The organism is Sporosarcina sp. FSL K6-6792 (assembly GCF_038004885.1).
Lineage (GTDB): Bacteria > Bacillota > Bacilli > Bacillales_A > Planococcaceae > Sporosarcina > Sporosarcina psychrophila.
Genome location: NZ_JBBOSA010000001.1, coordinates 3,888,944 through 3,910,627, shown reverse-complemented (window position 1 = coordinate 3,910,627; position 21,684 = coordinate 3,888,944). Strand labels below are relative to the sequence as shown.

Annotated in this window: 14 protein-coding genes; 1 reads left to right on the top strand and 13 read right to left on the bottom strand. The window is 41.2% G+C overall.

Translation table 11 applies throughout. The features are described from left to right. Positions 1–468: 468 nt before the first annotated feature. The 9 genes from rbsB to MKZ26_RS18790 form a co-directional block, all read right to left on the bottom strand. Positions 469–1,386 (bottom strand): ribose ABC transporter substrate-binding protein RbsB, encoded by a 918-nt coding sequence (rbsB, locus tag MKZ26_RS18830; protein WP_340767159.1) that lies wholly within the window; start codon positions 1,384–1,386, stop codon positions 469–471. Positions 1,387–1,400: 14 nt separating this feature from the next. Then, positions 1,401–2,363: a ribose ABC transporter permease gene (gene rbsC, locus MKZ26_RS18825; RefSeq protein WP_340767158.1), complete on the bottom strand. Its 963-nt coding sequence runs from the start codon at positions 2,361–2,363 to the stop codon at positions 1,401–1,403. Continuing rightward, the gene (locus tag MKZ26_RS18820) at positions 2,329–3,825 is read right to left on the bottom strand and encodes a sugar ABC transporter ATP-binding protein (RefSeq protein ID WP_340767157.1); all 1,497 of its coding nucleotides are present in this window, start codon (positions 3,823–3,825) and stop codon (positions 2,329–2,331) included. Before MKZ26_RS18820 ends, rbsC begins: the two co-directional genes overlap by 35 nt. Positions 3,826–3,890: 65 nt before the next feature. Next, the gene (rbsD, locus tag MKZ26_RS18815) at positions 3,891–4,280 is read right to left on the bottom strand and encodes a D-ribose pyranase (RefSeq protein ID WP_340767156.1); all 390 of its coding nucleotides are present in this window, start codon (positions 4,278–4,280) and stop codon (positions 3,891–3,893) included. Continuing rightward, entirely contained in the window at positions 4,277–5,161 is an 885-nt protein-coding gene (gene rbsK, locus MKZ26_RS18810; protein ID WP_340767689.1) for a ribokinase, read from the bottom strand. Before rbsK ends, rbsD begins: the two co-directional genes overlap by 4 nt. Then, positions 5,161–6,141: a LacI family DNA-binding transcriptional regulator gene (locus MKZ26_RS18805; RefSeq protein WP_340767155.1), complete on the bottom strand. Its 981-nt coding sequence runs from the start codon at positions 6,139–6,141 to the stop codon at positions 5,161–5,163. The genes rbsK and MKZ26_RS18805 overlap by 1 nt, the downstream gene beginning before the upstream one ends. A 150-nt stretch (positions 6,142–6,291) precedes the next feature. Beyond that, positions 6,292–7,437, bottom strand: a complete 1,146-nt coding sequence (locus MKZ26_RS18800; protein ID WP_340767154.1) for a polysaccharide pyruvyl transferase family protein — start codon at positions 7,435–7,437, stop codon at positions 6,292–6,294. Positions 7,438–8,110: 673 nt separating this feature from the next. Further along, positions 8,111–10,366 carry an S-layer homology domain-containing protein gene (locus MKZ26_RS18795; RefSeq protein WP_340767153.1) on the bottom strand — a complete coding sequence of 752 codons (2,256 nt, stop codon included), beginning with the start codon at positions 10,364–10,366 and terminating at the stop codon, positions 8,111–8,113. A gap of 1,297 nt (positions 10,367–11,663) precedes the next feature. Next, positions 11,664–13,130 (bottom strand): O-antigen ligase family protein, encoded by a 1,467-nt coding sequence (locus tag MKZ26_RS18790; RefSeq protein WP_340767152.1) that lies wholly within the window; start codon positions 13,128–13,130, stop codon positions 11,664–11,666. 196 nt (positions 13,131–13,326) lie between these two features. Here MKZ26_RS18790 and MKZ26_RS18785 point away from each other — a divergent pair, with 196 nt between their 5' ends. Beyond that, on the top strand, positions 13,327–15,354 hold the full coding sequence (locus tag MKZ26_RS18785; RefSeq protein ID WP_340767151.1) for an S-layer homology domain-containing protein: 2,028 nt from the start codon (positions 13,327–13,329) through the stop codon (positions 15,352–15,354). A gap of 274 nt (positions 15,355–15,628) precedes the next feature. Here MKZ26_RS18785 and MKZ26_RS18780 read toward each other — a convergent pair whose 3' ends face one another. The 4 genes from MKZ26_RS18780 to MKZ26_RS18765 form a co-directional block, all read right to left on the bottom strand. Continuing rightward, positions 15,629–17,896 carry an S-layer homology domain-containing protein gene (locus MKZ26_RS18780; protein WP_340767150.1) on the bottom strand — a complete coding sequence of 756 codons (2,268 nt, stop codon included), beginning with the start codon at positions 17,894–17,896 and terminating at the stop codon, positions 15,629–15,631. A gap of 102 nt (positions 17,897–17,998) precedes the next feature. Next, positions 17,999–18,418 (bottom strand): hypothetical protein, encoded by a 420-nt coding sequence (locus tag MKZ26_RS18775; RefSeq protein ID WP_340767149.1) that lies wholly within the window; start codon positions 18,416–18,418, stop codon positions 17,999–18,001. Between the two features lie 108 nt (positions 18,419–18,526). Beyond that, positions 18,527–19,444: a hypothetical protein gene (locus tag MKZ26_RS18770; protein ID WP_340767148.1), complete on the bottom strand. Its 918-nt coding sequence runs from the start codon at positions 19,442–19,444 to the stop codon at positions 18,527–18,529. A gap of 777 nt (positions 19,445–20,221) precedes the next feature. Beyond that, positions 20,222–21,553: a sodium/glutamate symporter gene (locus MKZ26_RS18765; RefSeq protein WP_340767147.1), complete on the bottom strand. Its 1,332-nt coding sequence runs from the start codon at positions 21,551–21,553 to the stop codon at positions 20,222–20,224. Positions 21,554–21,684 lie beyond the last annotated feature (131 nt).

Sequence of the window (21,684 nt, the reverse complement as noted above, 5' to 3'; positions counted from 1 at the left end):
TTGATATATGATCACTTTGACTGCGGCTATGCTCGGTTTCAGCGGGATATGATCACTTTGACTGTGGATATGCTTGGTGTCATGGGTATATGATCGCTTTGACAGTGGTATGCTCGGTGTCATTGGGATATGATCGGTTGGACAGTGGTATGCTCGGTTTCATGGGTATATGATCGCTTTGACTGTGGATATGCTCGATGTCTTTGGGATATGATCGCTTTGACTGCGGATATGCTCGGTCTCATTGGGATATGATCGCTTTGACTGCGGATATGCTCGGTTTCATTGTTATATGATCGCTTTGACAGTGGATACGCTCGGTGTCACGCCTATATGATCGCTTGGACTGTGGGCATGCTCGGTTGGTGGAATTATATGATTGGTCTACACACTAATTTAGACACTCAAAGGAATAAAAAAAGCCGCCCGGAATTTAATCTAGGGCGGCTTTCGCAATTCATTAGCATATTATTTCTTGATTAATTCCAATTCAACTGGAATTGACGCTTCCACTGTTTCACCTTTGAGTGATAGAACAGCTGCTTCTACTGCTTTTTTACCGATAAGGTCCGGTTTTTGAGCGACAGTTCCAGCCAATTTGCCTGCTTCGACTGATTTTACTGCATCATCTGTTGCATCGAATCCAACAACTTTAACGTCTTTCCCTGCGGCCTCAATTGCTTCAAGTGCGCCAAGTGCCATCTCGTCATTATGCGCGAACACGCCTTTAATGTCAGGGTTTGCTTGCATGATATTCTCCATAACTGTCAATCCTTCAGCACGGTTGAAATTCGCTGTTTGTTTAGCAACGATATCCAATTTACCTTTTACTATTTCATTGAAGCCCATTCCACGGTCACGTGCAGCCGAAGAACCAGCGATTCCTTCCAATTCTACAACTTTTGCTCCATCGCCAACTAACTCAGCTAAGAACTGACCAGCTAATTCTCCGCCTGCTTTATTATCTGAAGCGATATGAGAAACAACGTCTCCGCCTTCAGAGCTTCGGTCGACTGTGATAACAGGAATTCCTGCATTGTTTGCAGATTCAACCGCGGCTACAACTGCGCTAGAATCCGTCGGGTTAATCAAAATCAAGTCCACGCCTTGTTGGATTAAATCCTCTACATCACTCGCTTGTTTTGCTGCATCATCCTGTGCATCGATAACTGTTAACGTTGCATCCATTTCTTTCGCTTGCTCTTTTGCTCCTTCGCTCAATGTTACGAAGAACGGGTTATTCAACGTTGAAATGGAGAAACCAATTTTATAACTACCTTCTCCACCTTTAGTTTCTTCATCTTTCTTGGCTCCTGGTGCCTCTGTTGAACATGCTGCAAGTACGAGCATAATTGCCATGATTAATGCTAATTTCACTTTTTTCATTTCTCAACATCCCCTTAAGCTGTTTTTTTACGATCCAATAGAACCGCGACCAATATAACTGCACCCTTCACCACTTGTTGGAAGAAGGAGGATACACCGATAAGATTAAGACCATTATTCAAAACACCAATAATGAGTGCACCAATCAACGTCCCCACAATCCAACCACGTCCACCCGTCAAACTTGTCCCCCCAAGGACAACTGCCGCAATGGCGTCAAGTTCAAACATGTTACCCGCAGTTGGTTGAGCGGAATTTAACCTTGATGTTAAAATCAATGCAGCAAGTGCCGCTAGCATTCCCGTCAGTGCATAAACGTAAATTTTAATACGATCTACGCTGATTCCAGAAAGTCGTGAAGCTTCTTCATTGCCGCCTACTGCGTATACGCGGCGACCAAATGTAGTCTTTTTCAAAATGAAATACAAAATCCCAAAAGTAATGGCCATCGTTATAACAGGGACAGGAATTCCGAAGAAGTACCCTTTCCCTAGCAACTGAAACGCTTGTGAATCACCAAGTCCTGAAATTGGTTTTCCTTCTGTGTATACAAGAGTCAATCCACGGTAAATCGTCATCGTCGCAAGTGTTGCGATGAACGGAGCAACTTTTCCTTTGGCAATAATAACGCCGTTAATTGCACCAAGAACAGCTCCTAGAAGTAATCCGAGGAACATTGCGAGAAGCGGGTCCATTCCACCAGACATTAATCCGGCAGTCACCGCTCCCGTTAAAGCTAATATCGACCCAACAGATAAATCGATGCCGCCTGTCAAAATGACGAAGGTCATCCCAAATGCTATGAGCGCATTTATCGACACTTGTCTTAAAACATTGAGTAAGTTATTAAGCGTAAGAAAATTCGGACTCATGATTGAAATGATAATGACAATTAATAAGAGCCCAATAAGGGGTCCGATTTTTTGCAGTACCGACTGTGTATTAGATTTGAGCAACTTTGTCACCTCCCGTAGCATAATGCATAATTCGTTCTTGCGTCATTTCAGCTTTTTGCAGTTCGGCTGTAAGAGTACCTTCATGCATGACAAGTACCCGATCTGCCATGCCAATAATTTCGGGAAGTTCTGACGAAATCATCAAAATCGCGACACCTTTTTCGGCAAGTTCATTAATGATCGAGTAAATTTCTTTTTTTGCTCCGACGTCGACACCCCGGGTCGGCTCATCTAAAATCAGCACATTCGGTTCGATACCCAGCCATTTCGCAATAACGACTTTCTGCTGGTTTCCCCCGCTAAGCGATTTGGCAGCTTGGTTGGGACCCGACGTTCGGACACCCAACCGTTTAACCATTGTTTCGTACAACACTTTCTCTTCATTCGCTTTGATGATGCCATTGCTTGAAACTTTATTGAAATTCGTTAAGCTTAAATTGTCTTTTACCGAGAAATCTACGATAAGGCCTTCCGACTTGCGGTCTTCCGTAACATAGCCGAAACCTAGTTTTTTCGCTTGTAGTGGACTGCTGATTTTCACAGGTTTTCCATTAAGTGAAATAGTTCCCTTTTGCAGTTTTTTATAACCGAATAAGGATTGAGCAACTTCGGTTCTTCCCGCTCCCATCAAACCTGCAATACCGAGAACTTCACCTTTACGCAACTCAAACGATATATCCTCGAAATGCCCGTTGCGTGTCAAGCCACTTGCGGTCAATTTCACATCACCAATTGTAGCGTTACGCTCTGGGAATCGTTCACCCAGTTCGCGTCCGACCATCATCTGAACAATTTCATCAAATGACGTTTCTTTAATCTCTTTAACGCCAACATAATTGCCATCACGTAAAATGGTAATTCGGTCACATAATGAAAAAATCTCTTCCATACGGTGGGATATGTAAACAAACGATACACCGTTCGATTGAAGGGCTCTGATTGTTTCAAACAACGATACGATTTCTCGCTCAGTTAGTGCAGCTGTCGGCTCGTCCATAACAATCACTTCTGCATTCGATGACATCGCTTTGGCAATCTCAATGATTTGCTGTTTACCTACCGAAAGTTCCCGGGCAACTGTTTTTACGTCGACATCCAGTCCGAGTTCTCCCAAAATCACCTTTGCTTTCTTATTCATTTCTTTGGTTTTTAAAATACCACTTTTACCAAACGTCTTTTCATTCCCCAAAAACAAGTTTTCAGCGACCGTCAAATCTGGCAATATATTTAGTTCCTGATGTATAACTGCAATTCCAGCATGTTCTGCTTCTTTCGGGTTTTTGAAATCGACTAGCTTGCCCCTGACTTTGACTTCACCTGTATCACGTGCATAAATACCGGTTAGTATTTTCATTAGCGTTGATTTCCCCGCACCATTCTCACCCATTAAGGCATGAATCTCTCCCTTTTTCACGGAGAATTCCACATTAGTAAGAACGGAGTTCCCATCAAAAGACTTTGAAATCCCAGTCATTTCAATCATACTTCTTCACCCACTTTCATTTAGCAATCTTTGACGGTGACAGTCACCCAGATTTCCGAGCTCTCTTAAAATATGACGCCCGACTGCAGAACAATATTTGCAAAAGGCGTTGCTTCGCCGGTGCGAATGATTACTTTTGAGTTGTGCGTCAATTGCTTTAAATCTTCATGTGGCAGCTTTGTAATACTTGGCAATTTAGTGCAAAGGCTTTCATACACTTCAGTATTACGACTCTCTATTTCACTCGCAATAAATGCATGTTCTACTTCCAAATCTTCCAAAACCACACCTACTATTTCAATAAAAGAAGGTTTTCCAATCGTATAGGAAAGATCGATACAATGGACGCCATCTGGTATAGGCAATCCGCAATCCGCTATTGTCACTTGATCGGTATGACCAAGCTTTGCAAAAACGGCAGCCAGTTCACGATTCAATATGCCATGTTTTTTCATCGCCACTCACTCCCGAGTCGCAGTTCTACGTCAGCGCGCGCCGGCATACCACCTTGTGCACCAAATTTCTCGACGGATAAAGATGCGGCAGCATTTGCAAACGTAACCGCTTCAGTCAATTCAAATCCTTCAACAATCGCATACGCAAATGCACCGTTGAACGTGTCTCCCGCTCCTGTCGTATCGACAACGTCTGTCTTAAAACCTTCTATGATGACATGTTTTTCACCATCATAATAACGAGCTCCTGCACTGCCGAGTGTAACAATTAATTGATTTGGATAACTTTCTAACGCAACCTCCATATCCGGTCCAAAAATTTGTTCACATTCTGTCTCATTCGGTGTTAGGTACGTCAGATATGACATAAATTCATTTTGGAAACCTCCAGCAGGTGCCGGATTCAATAACACAGGAACATTCAGATCAGCGCAGATTTTCAACGTATGTATAATTGTCGGTATCGGAATTTCGAGTTGCAGTAAAACAAGTTTACTTGCTCGAATCGTTTCTTTCATTTCATCAATGCATGCAGGCGTCAGTTCATAATTCGCACCTGGTACGACGATGATTCGGTTATCTCCATCCGACAACAATATATTGGCAATGCCAGATGCTATCCCCTTACTCTCCGTTACTCCGGAAACGTCTACTGAGTTGCCCTTCAAGTTTTCCAGTAATTCCTCACCAAAACCATCATTTCCGACATTTGCCACCATATGGACATTCCCGCCAAGACGGGCTGCAGCCACTGCTTGATTGGCTCCTTTGCCTCCTGGTACCGTGGTGAATAATTGGCCTAAAACTGTTTCACCTTGTTTTGGGAATACATCTGTTTGCACAACTAAATCCATATTGACGCTACCGACAACCGTAATCATCATTGTTCACTCCTCGTTGTCCCTCGAATAATCAGTTTAACTGGAACTTGAATTTCTTTTTCTTCGAGCTCTATTTCTTCAATTAACTTAATAAGCATTCGTGTAACGAGTGCACCCAGCTTATATATATCTTGCGCTACTGTCGTTAGCCCAGGTGATAACATACCGCCAAGTGCTATACCGTCAAACCCGACAATTTGCAACTCATCAGGTACGATAATTCCTAGTGAATGTGCTGCTTTCAACACGCCTGCCGCCGAGACATCGCTACTTGCAAAAACCCCATCAATTCCTTTGTGCTCCGACAGAAATTTTCTCGCTATCTCTTCTGACTGCTCAAAATGAAATGGACACTCAATAATATGCGTCACTATTTCCTTACCTTCTACAGCCTCTAAAAAACCGTCTAATCGGTCATCCGCCGGTCCAAGCCCTGTCGGTCCACGCATGCAGACGATATGTTGACAACCTTGTTCGATTAAATGGGCAGTTCCTAACCGTGCACCTTCTTTGTTGTTCGATGAAACTGTCGGTATCGAAGCATCTATCGTACGATCCAGTGCAACCACTGGTATATCCAAATTTTGATAATGACTCGCTTGCAACTGATTCGTTGTGACGATGAAACCAGCTACATATTTTTGCCTTAATGTCTCAATATAGTGGATTTCTTTTTCTGCTTTTTCATCCGAATTGCACAACACGACCGTATAATCATAAGTTAGTGCAACATCTTCCACTGCACGAGCAAGCTCTGGGAAAAACGGATTCATAATATCCGGTACAATTAAGCCAATAAGTTTCGTTTGCTTCGTACTTAATGATCGTGCAACAAGATTCGGCTTATAATCCAATTCTTTGATTGCCCGTCCAATAACCTCTTTTGCTTCTTTACTAACATATCCTTTTTGGTTTATAAAGCGTGAAACAGTCGCAACTGAAACACCGGACTTCTTTGCTACATCCCGAATATTGGCCAACTATTTCACCCTTTTCTATTATGTGTAACCGGTTACACACATAATACCAATCTATTGATTTGTTTGTCAACAACAGTTTCATTCCATTCATTCACAATACGCAAACAGCCACAAAAGTAAGATTCACTTTTGTGGCTGTTTTTATGTCATTTACTGTTTCTTTATTGCTGAAACAAACTGCTCTGTTCCTTTCATCGATTCATCATACAAGTCCTGGGACAGTTTTTTCGTACTTTCAACCGTCGCGGGCCAGTTTTCTTTCATGTCGTTGAATGCATCCAGGAATAGTGTTTGTTGTTTGTTGATGTCTCCGATTGGAAATGCGTACTTTTCCAGGTTGGCAAGTTTCATGAAATCATTCACTTTATGATGATAAGAAATTGCCATGACAGGTGTTTCAGTGCATGTCGCCAAAATCAGGGAATGGAGTCTCGTCCCAATAATAATGTCTTGCTGTGCTGTCACATCAAGGATCATAGTTGGTAGTAGATTATCATCGATGATTGTCGTCTTATCTTTATGTGTCATTTTCTTCTGAATATCTTTTGTAACATCTGCATCTTGTGGGAATTTTGTCGCGAAAAATGTCAGTTCAACATTGTCTTGTGCAGCTAGATTGTCCAGATTCTTTGCCATGCCTTCAATATAATCGTTATAGATAGCAGGATTCCCTTCAGGCCAATAGCCTGCATTGTAATAAGGAACAGCTGTGATACCGATTTTCGTCGGAACTGTCGATTTCTCAACACCCGTTTGACGCAGGGAAAATGCTGGATCGCCGATAGTCAGAACGTGTTCTTTCACACCGATTGACTTCAACAGTTCAACAGATTCGGGATCGCGCACCGAGATACTTTCCGCATGTTTAGCCATATAGCGAATGAACCATTTTCCTATACCGCTGCTTAGCGGACCCGCGCCGCATCCGTAAACAACATAAGGCGTCTTCGAATTTTTAGCCATCATTGCATATGACCCAAATAATGGCGCTTCCCTTTTATATAAATCCATTAAGATTCCGCCGCCACCAATAATCAGCAAATCAAACGTCTTTACGATTCTCTTATTATTTTGGTACGTTTTAAAAAATGTCTTTACTGCGTTGCCATTTTTATAATACAGTGGAAAACTAGTCACTCCATACCGTTCTGCTGTTTGTTTAGGATTATTACTAAACACCGTTAAATCATTACTGTCTATCTTGAACGTTGACGTCACTTGTTTAATAATGCTGAATAAGATCGCTTCGTCCCCGTTATTATCGTTGCCATAATTGCCTACAATACCTATTTTCATTAGCCGACTTCCTCTACTACATGATGAATTTAGTATAACATAGCTGTGCTACTCGATGAAAATGGAACCCTTTAGCCTGAAGTTGCACTTGTACATTTCCGGCTCGCTTTGGACGATGAAAGAATAACAACCTTTCTATAGAGGTTACACGTGCCCGAAGATGAAATTTCGGGCACTTCACCGCTTTTAATAAAGCAAAGATCATACAAGTAACAGTGTGACGCTAGTTAGAAAGTGACACTGCCTTTCATTCGAAAAGGAAACGCTGTTAAAAAGAAGTAAGCAGCCAAAATTGCATCTTTGGCTGCTCCTTTATAAATAGGTGAGTGGTTATTCACTTGTTCCCAAAAGTTTTAGCACTTCGTGTAGCTGTAACTTTGGAGAGCGACGGACGAACGGTCACCATACGGTTAACGGAAAAAACTGCGTAGGGATACGACTTTGTCGCATCCCTACGCAGTAAGTAATCCCAATAATTGTATAGTAGCCGTTCAGTCCAAAGCGATTCAAAAGCACCTGTACATAGGGCATCTAGTATCTTGCGCTTTTCTTACTGTCTAGCTCCAGGCACCAGCCCCTCGAGTCGCTTCAGTCTTGCTGAAAAGGCAAAGCACGCCTTTATCATCAAGACTTCCAGCGCTTTTCGGGGCTAAAACGGCGCCTTCCGCTTTTCTTATTTATTAATACTGCGGTATAGGAATGCGCTGAATTGCGCGCGGTTCACAGGTTTATTTGGCTCGAAATTGCCTTTTTCATTCCCTGTTGTGATCCCGCTATTTGCTAGAATATGAACTTGTTTATATGCCCAGTGACTTGTAGGGACGTCTTTGAATTTCTTAGTCGACTCGTCCGATAGTTTGTAGGCTTTCACAAGGATCGCTGCCATTTGGGCACGTGTCAACTGGCCAGCTGGGTCGAATGTTCCGTCCCCTTTACCGCCTACTAGATTCGCACTTGCAATGGCATTGATTTCATTGTAATAACGGTGTTTGTTAGGTACGTCTTTAAACTGTTGTGTACTCGTACCAGATGTATCCAAGTTGAACACACGACTTAAAATGACTGCCGCATGTTCCCGCGACAATGTATTTCCTGGGTTAAACTTACCATCCAAGTCTCCTTGAATATAGCCTAGATTTTTCAGGAAACTTATTTCTGTATAGTATGCGTAAGTGGAAGGTATATCAGAAAACGCCGGTGTGTCATCAGACAAAACGATAGGAATGCTTGTCGTTTTCGATCCGAGTGTCACATTTACTGACCCCTTGCCTGCTTTATTAACAGCTTTAAAGGCCCCAGCCGATGTAATCGTTCCGATATCACCTGTAACGCTCCACTTCACTTGTTCTGGAGAATAAATGATTGGCTTTCCTAGTGCATCCGTTGCATTAGCTTTATAAGTCACGCTTGCACCTGGTTTCACTTTCGTTGTAGAAGGTACGATTGTTAACTTAGCCGGTGCATCGACAACTGATACAGGGAATGACTGCTTCGCATTTCCATATTGCACGGAAACTCGATCTTCCCCAGCTTTTACGGCGCTGTACGTTAGTCCAGAACCAGCAACGCTACCTTTTTCTGCTGTCACTTGAATCTGACTGTTGTCCACTTTTAATGGATTGTAATAAGCATCCAGTAAGTAATTCACTGTCAAAGTTGTTTTTGAACCTACAAGCATCGTACCAACTTGATTACGCGAAACGCTAAGTTGTGCAGGTTCACTTACAGGTGCTGTACTGATTGCTTCCATGATTGCTGACACTTGGCGTTCCGAAGAGTCTGACGTCCGGTTTGCCAGCACGACCGTATTACTGCCATGATTCCGTACACCCATTGCTGTTGAACCGCCACCATCGAAATTGAGTGCCCGATCATAGCCTTGTGCTGCTAAATAATTTGCAAATTGCGTAAGCGACATCCCGTTGCTATAGCCTCTAACGTTGTCTACTGTAACAAGATGCACTTGTTTCTTATCTTTACTAATAGCAATTGCTGTACGCGCGGTAAGTGCAGTAGCTCGTGAATTAGATGTATTCATCGTAATATTCACCTTGCCATCTTTCAATAACATCGGACCGCTCGCCAACATGAACTCAGAATCCATCCATTTATCATCGATAGTCAATGCAAGGGATACATCTTCCCCCACTTGCATATTTTTGAATTTCTCAAGTCCTTTTGCGCCATGGACAGAAAGAACGAATCCTGTTTTAGGTATTTCTACTTTCTCTTTCGATCCATAACCTCGTACTTTCACAACTTTGCCCGTCAGTTTCTGGCCGTATTGTGTATTTGTAATTGGCTTTCCTGTGTCGATCACTATTTCAATTCCGTACTGATTGGAATTCGTATGTGTCTCAATATTCTGTGGTGTAAAAATGATTGTTTCATCATCTTGACGCTGACGATTTAACCCCGTCAATAGATGGTTCGTTCCTTTGTAATCCATACGAACACCAAAATTAAACTGATCGATTTCAGCACGTCCATCTTTCGTCACACCAAATGCAATCGGTTGACTTACATAATTGCTCGTTGAATCTGAGATGACGCCGCCATTAACAATCTCGTTCCCCTGTGAAATCAAATACATCGGCAAGCCGTTTTTCATGTCGAAAAATGAAGCATTAATCGCCCCAACGACACGGTTGCCATCTTTTGAATCGCGATTTGCGAGCACAGTTGTTGCTTGTCTCTTCGCAATCGGTGAAGGAAGACCAACTTGTAATTTGGTATATGGATCTCCTAAATTGACAGATAGATGATTTATGTATTTTGAAGCTGATTGCGTATATTGAGAATAAGTTACACCCGATGATACCGGATAACTCTTCACCGCATTCTGATTGGCCGAGGCACTTGCTGGTACAGTCCAAAGAAGCGTGGCTGCTACCGCTGTCATTGCGACTTGTTTACTGAAACGTTTCATTGAAGCTACTTTACTAGTGATAAAACGACACTCTCCCTTCCTATGAATATACAGCTTACCAAAGGATTCGATATATTACCATAATCCATAAGAAGGAAATTAAGAGGAACGCAGACACAAAAAAATAACCAGTAAATAAATTGATCACACACTGGGTGCTACGTGCATAGTTACACTTGGATTGAACGACTACTTTACCATTATCGAGATGTCTGGATATGTAGGGATGCGACTTTGTCGCATCCTACATATTTTTTTCGATAATCGCATGGTGATCCTTCATCCGCCGCGCTCCAAATTCATAAGTACACGTAGTTCTGAAGCTTATTGGAACGAAAGAATAGCTAGCATCTTAACTGAAGAAAAGCCGCCGAAGATGCAATTTTGGCGGCTGAAAATTTATATATATATATGTTGAACAAATGAATACGGCGTATACGCTTTACAAGGGCTTTTGGGAGGCCACTGAAAAAGCCCTTGTACTTGGAATGGTTTAAGATACCCACTAATACCGCTTCGACGCTTTGTGGATGCCTCCCGCGATAAGCCAGAAAGAAGACCACTTTCGGTCTTATCGCTCCGGCTACCACGAAGTCGCGCCTTCGCTAGATGGTCTATGGGAGAAAGAGCATTTCATTATCTGTGCTGAAATCTGCAAGCTGGAGTACGTCTTTCTTGACTATAAGTAGTATCAACTAGTAATCACCTTATAATCTCGGCATATACATCTCAAAATTACATTTCTCTCGATAATGAACACCCTAGCGCAGGCGCTGCAAAGGCATCCCCAAAGCGCCAAGCGTTCTACAATCCACACCCCGAATTACACCTCTCTCATTATTGAGCACCACAGCAGATTCAATGGAATTCTTTAATTCAACATATATAGTTTTTTCTTTTTTTAGTAATGAAGTGTCACTTTCTATAAGACATCACATGATTAGATGCATACTCTTTGTTAAAAGTAAGCAAGATGCACATTATACAATGTGTAAGAGTGCCCGAAATTGCATCTTCGGGCACTGACACTCTTTATAGAAAGTCATCTATTCTTTTCTTTCAAAGCAACCGCATTTTTCACTTGAATAGTATAGGAACGCGACAGGCAATTATTCACAACAGGACTACTGAAAAAAGTGTGGCAAGAAGTGATGGAGTCACTTCTTGCCACACTTTGATCTCTCAGTAAATCTGTAATAAATAGTTAGCCGAAAATGTACTAGTGAAAATGAAGGTTCTCAGGCTCTTTTCACTAGTTTCTTATACAAATAAATGGCTACTCAACAGAACCGCTCTATTATAAGTCTTTAATTTTAAACTTCACATATTGACTTGTATAAGATGCGAACACTCCAAAGATGATGAAATAGAACATCGTATAGAATTTCAATTCCCAAATATTATAGTAGAATCCTGAGAATCCGGTCGCAAACCAGAAGGCAATCATGAACTTGCCGAATACTGTTTTACGTTCTTTCCAGAACAGCGCAAACATTCCTAGAAGAAACGCTGAGAATAGGGCAACACCTGCAACACCAGTTTCAGCAATTACTTGAATGTACTGATTATCCGAGTAGAAATACTTTCCGCCGTAGATGTCTGAACGAATTCCATAAAACTTATAGATTGGCGATCCGTATGACAATGTCGCAGACCCGCCGAATGAACCGAATCCTGCTCCTGCAACCGGATAGTCTTTAAATACTTCAAACCCTTTATTAATATAGAAGAAACGACCACTTTCCGTCATGAGCGCCAAGTTTTTTTGATCGAACGTCTCTCCAAATCGTTCTGCGATGCTTCCTGGACTGGTGTTTGGTGCAGCAACAAGACCAAGCTCTTTGAAGTACTGTACACCGAGATTGACTGGTATATAAACAAGGATGATGGAGGCCACTCCCGCAATCACAAGTCGTTTCATAAGATGCCAGTTTTTCGACATGATAATGAAAATCACACCGAGGATAAATGCTGAAATCCAAGTTCCCCTTGAATAGGTGAGGATGAATACACCAAGGAACAAGACAAGATTAATCGTTAAGAACCATTTATATTTCTCGGTTTTGTAGATTGATTGAAGGAACAGCACAGCAATAATTCCGAACAGCAGCAATAACGCCAGTGAATTCGGATTTCCTGGTAATCCATAGATTCTTACCAAGTTTGTCGCCGATAACGTTTTATATTTCCATACATCTGGCAATAGGAACTGCCTCATAGATAGCTTTTCGATTATGCCATGAACTGACACGATAAGGCTTGTCCATACGGTTACCCATGCAAGCCGTTGGAACCATCCTTCCGGTAACAGCATCCGTGAAACAGTATAGTAAAGCAAATACATAATAATAAATGTCCGTAGTTGAAAAATGACCGCAGAAGGTAAAACGCCTTGGACCAGTCCACTGATAGCCCCGAACAATAGGAAAGCAAAAAATGCCCATTCAAACCATTTGAACGAAAACAGAGACTTCCAATTCTTTCTACCCGCAATGAGTACTTTTGCAAATGCGATGAACGTAATGAGATCCCCGATTAGTTTGAGGCCCGGATTCACTTCGACAAGAAATGGACGGATACTAACATAGACTACGAGGAAAAGTAGGCTTTGTTGCGGTCTGAAAAATGCGAATAACGCAAAGAACAGGGAAGATAGAACAAGTGCAATCGACGATGGGAGCATCAATGCTACGCCGATGACTGCCAATGCTGCAATGAAATACATTGTTTCTTTATCTTTTAAATTTTCTTTTATAGTTGTCATGAAATATTTTCCCTTTCTACGACTAAATCGTCTCATAATAATGAACAAAGTCCTCCGTAATTATAGCATCTTATAAGACGTTGTGGCTTATTCTTTAGTTTCATATTTATTACAAATTCTACTTATGCAAATTGAACCTTATTATTCTAGCAAACTTCTGATACTATTAAGTAAGATTATAGAAGGAGGTTTACGAGTGAAAAAATTAATTACTTTCACTTTACTCATACTACTCATGTTCTCCCCTGTCTTCCAGATACAAGCACAGGCGAGTGACATTAAAGGCCATCAGATGGAAAGCGACTTAAATTATTGGATTGGAAAAAACGTCATTCGTGCAGACGCAAAAGGAAATTACTATCCCAATAGAGCCGTTACGAGAGGCGAATTTGCTTCGTACATTGCACGTGCTCTTAAATTACCTGTTTCCACAAAGTACACATTCAAAGACTTGAAGGCAAACATGGGTCTTACAATTGAAATCCAAAACGCGGCTGGTGCAGGTATTCTTTCGGGCTATCCCGATGGCACATTCAAAGCCAGCGAAAAAATTACTCGTCAACAAATGGCAGGAATGATGTATAAAGCGATGCGTTATATGGACCTTCCTGCACAAAAGACAGCTTTGAAATTTAAAGATTCAAAAAAGATTTCAGCTAACTTTGTTGACGCCGTCTCAACTGCCGTAAACTTGAACATTATTCGAGGGGATCACCGAAAAGATGGTGTTTATTTCAACCCTAAAGATAACGCAACGATTGCACACGCTTCAGCATTCCTATTCAGATTATTCGCTGCCGCGGAAGTGTTAAAACCGACAGAACCGAGTGAGCCGAATCCAAACGAACCAGGTAAACCCGAAGTTCCTTCTGTACCCGACGTTGATCCTGAAGTATACAAAGTAAGTACAATTTCAGGTGGAAAACTCCTTCCCACAACGGCACTCTATAAAACTTATGAAGATGCATTGGCTGCTTACAATGCATCTTCATCTGTTAAGGCCATTGGAAAAAATAATAGGATCATTAAAATAAAAGCTGGACGAGCTTTTGGTTCAGAAAACCCTAAACAATATACATCTCTCTACAGCGATTCCACTTTTCGGACTGAAGTAACATATATTCAAAAAGGTTATGAAATGAACTATATCGGAAGTAGTGAGAATCATGTTATTTTGGAAGTTGGTGGGTTAACTTTCTACGCGAAACCTATCGAAGTCGATCTTGTTCCAACAGAACTTGTCACGGGCAACAGCTTTTATGAAGTAGGCACAGATGGTGTCTTATATCATGATACGTATAACAACTTGACTAAAACACGTGGGGTTTATTCTATCGGTCCTGCAGCTTCATCCATGAAAAATGGGAAAAGGTATACAAGTCTTGATGGCGTTCATTTTGATGAAGTAGGTACGAAAAACACAATTACACATTACCCATACTTCCAATTCCAATCCGTCCGTCAACCCTCTTCATACAGCGGTGCAGAACTTGATTACTTTATCACTGAGATTTTGAAAGACCGTCAGAAAACCGGTCTCGCTCGTTACAAAGATGCTCCGACAAAATCGAAGTTGATTGGTCTTGGTAACTATCTAAAAGCAATTGAAGAAACACATCGTGTCAACGCATTGTTCATTCTTGCGACAGCCATCCACGAAAGTGATTACGGAATAAGCGGAAATTCACTAACGAAAAATAATATTTTCGGTATTAAAGTGTTTGATTCTAGTCCGGAATCAGGTGGAACATACAAACATCCCAACAATAGTGTCGATGCATTTATTAACGAATACATGAACAAAAATTACGCTAACCCGCTAGGTGGATATTCGTATGGAGCAGTTCCAGGCAATAAAATAGTTGGCTTTAATGTCAGGTACGCTTCTGATCCAAACTGGGGAAGTAAAATCGCCGGTCATATGTGGAGAATCGATACATTCCTTGGCAAGAAAGATTACAAACAAGCGAATCTCGGTCGCATCATTTATACCGGTCCCGTAGGTGTCAATGTACGGACAAGCCCTGATCCGCTAAGTGCTAAACTATTCTCTTACAAACAGAAAGATCCCGGTGCCAATGCCGCATTCGGCTATCCAGTAGTTATTGTCGATGAATCAGTCGGTAGCGACGGTTTCAAATGGTATAAGGTAATTGCAGATAGCAATCCTCCTGCAGACTACGGCTGGATTCGTTCAGACCTTATAGAACGAATTACGGAGTAATATAGGTAAATCCTGTCCACTGGTGTTTAAGTGGACAGGATTTTTTTTACGCAATTGGCCTCTTCTAGTTAATGTGACATTGGTCATAATTTGATTGAAAAATTTCTGGGCACCACTTGTAACTGTAATGGTAAATGACTAAACTCTCATGGCTTCGCCCGTAACTACGCTAGCTAAATATATAATCAAGATAACAATCCCCTTTCCCCCATCAAAAAATCCCCCGCACTGAATGATTCCAGTGCGAGGGATTTCATATTTCAATCACTTTACCTCAAAGTGCGTCCGTATGTTCACTACCTGCCGGAAGAATATCCGACATGTTGATACGCTCAAGGCCTTTTTTAATCTTCGTCGTATAACCTAACTTGTTTTCGTTCAAATAACCCGCTTTGGAACGAATCATTTCTTCAAAGATAGGCAACTTCGATTCATCGATTGCCGACCACAATTCATAAGAATTGATCAAATCTTCCAAAGTTAAATGAACATAATCGCGTCCAGAGAATTCACGTTCCGGCGAAATTTTATACCAAATGTCACCGTCAGGACGGATCCACTTATTCTTTTCTTTTACGATCGCTGTCTGGATACTCGTTGCAGTAGCTAAATATGCAGGATCGTTTAACTCTTGATAAGCCATTAAAAGAATGTTCATTCCACCAAGCGCATGGTTCATGGACGTATGTGTCTTCACTTTTTGCGCCCCAGGGAAGTAATCAGAAATATAGTAGGACTCGTTGTCCACCTTGATGATATTCCCTTTTTCCTTTTGCGATACAAGCAAATTGGCATAGTTTTTCAGACCGACATTGTAGTCCTTATGTCCAAACGCTTTGCCGCCATTATACATGAATAATGCAATTTGTTCGTTGAATCGAGTATCGACGAACGGAGCCGTTATACCGTACAAGCTTTTCAGATACGTGCTTGTTACTTCTGTCTCCCAATACGTCGATTTCCCTCTGAATACGTCCAAATTAGCAAATGAATTATATAGAAGGTTTTCATAATACCGTGCACCAGTTTCGGAGTAAAGGGCCATAACTCGATCCTCTTTCACAAGAAGAAGATTACGACCATACCCTCTACCCGACTTCGGCATTGGTTCAACCGTTACCGCCATCTTATTGTATGGACCTTCGGCTGTGTACCATTTATTTCGTTTTTTATAATTAACTGCTGACTCAAGCATCCAAGCGTCCATTTGCTTCCGATCCTCAAACAATCGTTCTTCAGAAGCTAGGAGCCATTGGTCAACAACATCAAAACCTCTTGACTGTAATCTGTAAACGGAAAGTTGCGTTTCTCCAAGCATAACGCCACTAAATGCTTCGCTTTCCTGATGTAATTCCCTAGTATGACTTTCTGCGCCTGTAGGGTATTTCTGGTTCAGTTCAGTTGACTGGTATGACTTCCCAATCATCCGCTGAGATACTTTACCGTCTGTTTGTATTTTTTCGAAAATACCTGTGGGGTACGTCATCAAGTCATAGCCAAATGTCTCATCCACACTTTTCTTGATTGGGAATCGACTATACTCGTGAAGCACTGCTTTCGATAATCCTTCTTCTGTCTGGATAACATCAACAGTTACCGGTATGTTCTGAGGATTTCTCAGTTCGTTGAATAAAAAATAATCGCCGTTAGGCAGTTCCCTTTTCGTCATTTTCACCGTGACGGACGGAAAACCACTTATACGGTATGTGTAAATTAAATCTGTTGCATGCGCATGTTTGACGGTTTTCTCTCCCGCAAACTGCATGATATAGTTCGAACGCAAATAGGTTTTTGCAGTAGTCGAAAGTGGTACTTCGACAAATTGTTGCTCATGTCGGACGGTATCAAACGTACCGTACGTATTTGGCTCCGTGAATTCTGTTGCAGGCAATTTCTCTATTAGCTTATTTTGCAGCATTGCCCTGTGTAGAAATACGACATATGTCGCGCGGTTGACAGCTGTTTTCGGATCGAATGTCCCGTCTTCCTTACCAGTTGTGATACCGTGTTGCGCAAGTACTTTTACACCTAATTTATGAGATTCACTGATTTTATTATCGTCTTTGAACGTGATTTCTTCTCCTGTATCTTGCAATTTGAAAGCCCGAACGATGACAGTCGCCATCTGTTCACGTGTCAAAGAGTCACCAACGCCAAACGTCCCGTCTTCTTTCCCTAAGAAAATACCGGCTTCATATGTAGCCATGGCACCTTTCAAATGAGACGACTTTGCACTGACATCTTTAAAAATCGGCTTGTAGGATGAAAATGGCAACTCGAGTGCGTTCGTTATCAAGTTTGCTGCTTGTGCCCGTGATACCTCTAAACTTGGTCTGAACTGCTTGTCCGGATAACCGTTAATAATTTTTAAGTCGACAAGTTGTGTTACTTCATCTTTTGCCCAGAAATCATTATGTACGTCCGTAAAGCTTGGACTAATTGGATTCGCGCTAGCATTCAATATACCAAAGCCAAACAGTGAAAGAACTACGACAATAAGTCCGACTTTCATTGGACCTTTCATTTTTTTCTTGTGTAACATTTACAAATATCCTCCCTCTCCTTACTTAATCTGTACAGTCATCCATCTATAATACCATATATGGGCATAGAAAAACCTCCCATTTACCAGGAGGCTGATTCGTTACTCTATTGTCTCTTGTACAAACGTTTCGCCATTTTTACGTGCTTGAACATCGATTTTATAATCCGGATATTCTACTTTCAATTTTTCAGCAAACTTTTCGACAAGTTCTTTTGCTTTCTCTTCTTTCATATCAGCAGCAACATCAAAATCGAGTAGAACGAAGCCACCGCTATCTTCTGTCACGATAATACCGACCGAAGAAACACCTTCTTCTTTACCAAACTCTTCTTTTAAGTCATCGTCCGATTTTGCCGTTTCTGATTTATCGACAGCTCCTTGTTCCTTAAGATCTTTTTCAACTGCCTCACTTTTCTTCTCTTCATCAGTTTTCGGCTCATCTTTCTTATCCGACTCCCCGCATGCACCAAGCAAAAGAGCTGATCCTAACAATGCTGCAAACAATAATGATTTTTTCATATTAGGTTCTCCTCCTATATCTATCTACCGTATATATTATCCTAACATAAAAAAGTGTGAGCGGTAAGGCTCACACTTTTTGATAGTTCTGCTGTTCGGCATTCTTTGCTAGTCGGTCGAGTAAAAAATCCTGTGCTCTTTTTGTTTAAACAATTGTTCAATAATCGTCGTTGCACTGAACTGTTGGATAATCTGTTCAGCTTGCATTACAACTGCTTTATTTACAGTGGGTTTTACTAGCTCTTGTACCGTTTCTATCGGCGAACTACTTAAAGTCTTCTCCATATCTTTTACAGTCTCTTCAATAACTGCTTCCGTAATCGATTGTGTAGCCTTTGCCGTGAATGATGTCGAGGCAACATTTCGTTCATATGCACCTTTATTGATTTGAGCGGCAATTTTAGCGATTTCGGGTCTGGATTCTTTCACCGATTCCATTGCAAATGTCAGTTCTTTAGGATTGTCGATGAAATACGGATTATCGTACCAATTCTGATTTTCAAATTGACCTTGTGATGCTACAAGCGGATTATTATAAGGTGAGTTATACCAATCATTAGATGGTTTTCCAATCCCGTGCTCTTCCGCAAGTGCTGGGTCTGTAATGAATGCGATGACATGCGGCACCTCACCAGGTGCTTTCTTGAAATCAGAAATTAACTCATTCAAATATGCTTTACGTTTCGCAATTTCTGTTTCATCGCCAGACTGAATTGCTTCTTTCAACGAACGATTTTGTACATCAATCAGATTGCTGTAATACATCTTATTTTGTTTAAATTCACCATTTATTTTGTCGTACCAAGCAGGTTGTTGTTTTGCTTGGAAATCATGATAATTAGACCAATCATTCGTTCGAATCGATTCAAGAATCAAGCCATTACGACCGTGGTTGACAGCCGCCAACGGATTTACTGCAGCTGCCTCTTTACCAAATACCTTACGCCACGTATCATCCGATGTGCTATTCGCATCACGAACTTGCATAGAGAACGATTGCTGGTTACTTATTGAAGAAACAAACACAAATACACCTCTTATATATAGTTTTCATTCAAATTCATATGACGTCTAGATAATACCATTATATATCATTATCGGCATAATCCCAAAGTTATTTAGTAGTTTATGAGAACCACTATTTTCATTATCTGCACTTTAACAAATTAAGTGATTGAATAACTGCATTTATACAGTACTAAACAGAAGATATCGGATAATTTACTGGAGGAATTTAAATGGGCGGCGCTATATGGCACGTCATGATGGTCATAAAGTCTCGAAACTCGCCCTTTTCGGAGCAGCCGCACCTGCATTCACGATACGACTAGATTTCCCTTACGGAAAAACAGTCGAAGAAGTTAACAAATTACATAGAAGGTACTTGTGCAGACCGACCAAATATGCGGCGTGGGTTTGGCAATATTTTCTTCGCCCGTTTCCTGACAACTAGCTTTACCGGCTCGTTCCAAGGGCTTGGATTAGAAGCCTCTGCAACGCAACAGCAAGATGGTTAGTTTATCTCCGTGACGAAGTCCTACGGCACTACCTCCCCTTGATTCAGGTCCCTACAGCTATATTTCATAGTATACAAGATAAAGTATGTCCTTTCGTTTTAGCAGAGTAAATGCAAAAAGGTATCAAAATCTCCACGCTCATCCCCTTCTACTACAGCGGCCATGGATTATTCTATTACGAAAAAGAAAAATTCAACAAAGAACCCGCGCAATTTATCGGTTGACTGCCATTCAGTAATAAAACAGGGCCCCATTGCTGTCATTCGACGGCAGTGACCCTGTTTCATTACGCTTTTCTATTCAACCATTTATATTTAATTGCCATCAGATAAATAACGAATGCAAATGCAAATGTGATAGCAACAAAGACAAATCCTTGTGAGTTCAATACAAGCATCGGAGCGAATGTCACGAGCATAATTTCAACCGGCGCAATTGGTATATAGGCCAAGCTGTAATCATCCAGCGTCTTGCTTTCCGATTTCGGATCTACGATTCTAAGTAGCGCCATACCCATAGCGACCGTTCCTGTTGTCCAGCCCCATGTGAATATCCCTTTTTCAAACCAGTATTCCGGGAAAAACTTCTTCGAAAATACTGCGAAGAATAAAAATGCATACACAAGACCAAACACAAATAACAAAATTAACGGAACAGCATAATCAAGTACGACTGAAATACTAATTGAACCAATTCCGAATGCAACGAGAATATCCGTTGCACTTCCACTAATTCTTGACACAACATCCTTACTGACATATTTATCCGTATCCGTCGAATTCAATATCTTCTTCACGAACAATCCAACAAGAAATGCCAGTGAAAATGCCGGTATAACAACGCTTGGTAATAGAGTTGCACCTAATTGACTTAAATAATACCCGCCCATGGCGATAATCGTAATGATAGATAGGTGAAATACATATGGATCAATCGAAATCGACGATACCGTATCTGTTTCAGATTTCGTTCTAGATTCTGGCGGGATTAATCCCGTTCTAAGCTCGTCTGGTAAATCTTTAAATGAAGCGAGGAATGATGTATGTCCTTTTGATGAACCCCATTTAATGAAGACAATCCCAATTAGAATAGCACTCAAAATTCCTACAGTGGCAGATGTCATAGCCAAAGAAGTCGCTTCTTCCCAGCCATTTTGCGCAAACGTTGCACCAATAGCCGCCGCAGTTCCGTGTCCTCCTACAAAACCGGATGCAAGTAACAAACCGAAGCCGTCATGCACATCCCAAAATGGATTAATCAGTAGAAGTGCGAATAACAATCCTCCACCCCACATTAATACCATTGCAAGTTGAGAGTACGACCACATGCTTCCGACTCTCGTCTTAATCGCATTCCAGTCAATCCGTGGTGACAGTAAAGGCAGCGTTCCAAAGATTACTGCTATTAAGATGGCCGGATAGACTTCCATTTGATCTGAAAACGGCAAAAGCTCTAAACCGTTCGGCCCCAACAGTAAAGCCAGAAGCCCCGCAATAATACTAGCCGGCAAAAATATTTGCTGGATGAACTTAACCTTCGCTCGAATAATCGTCCCTACAAGCAGAAGCAATGATATCAAACCGATATCCGTAAATAAAACCCATGGTGAAAAATCCATATAACTATTCTCCTAATCTATACATTATTTTTTTGCTGAATTAAATGCCCCTTTCTTAACATCTATGTAACCGATTACACGAATATAAAAAGCATATTTTTTATCAACTTATACTACAATAACATTTATTA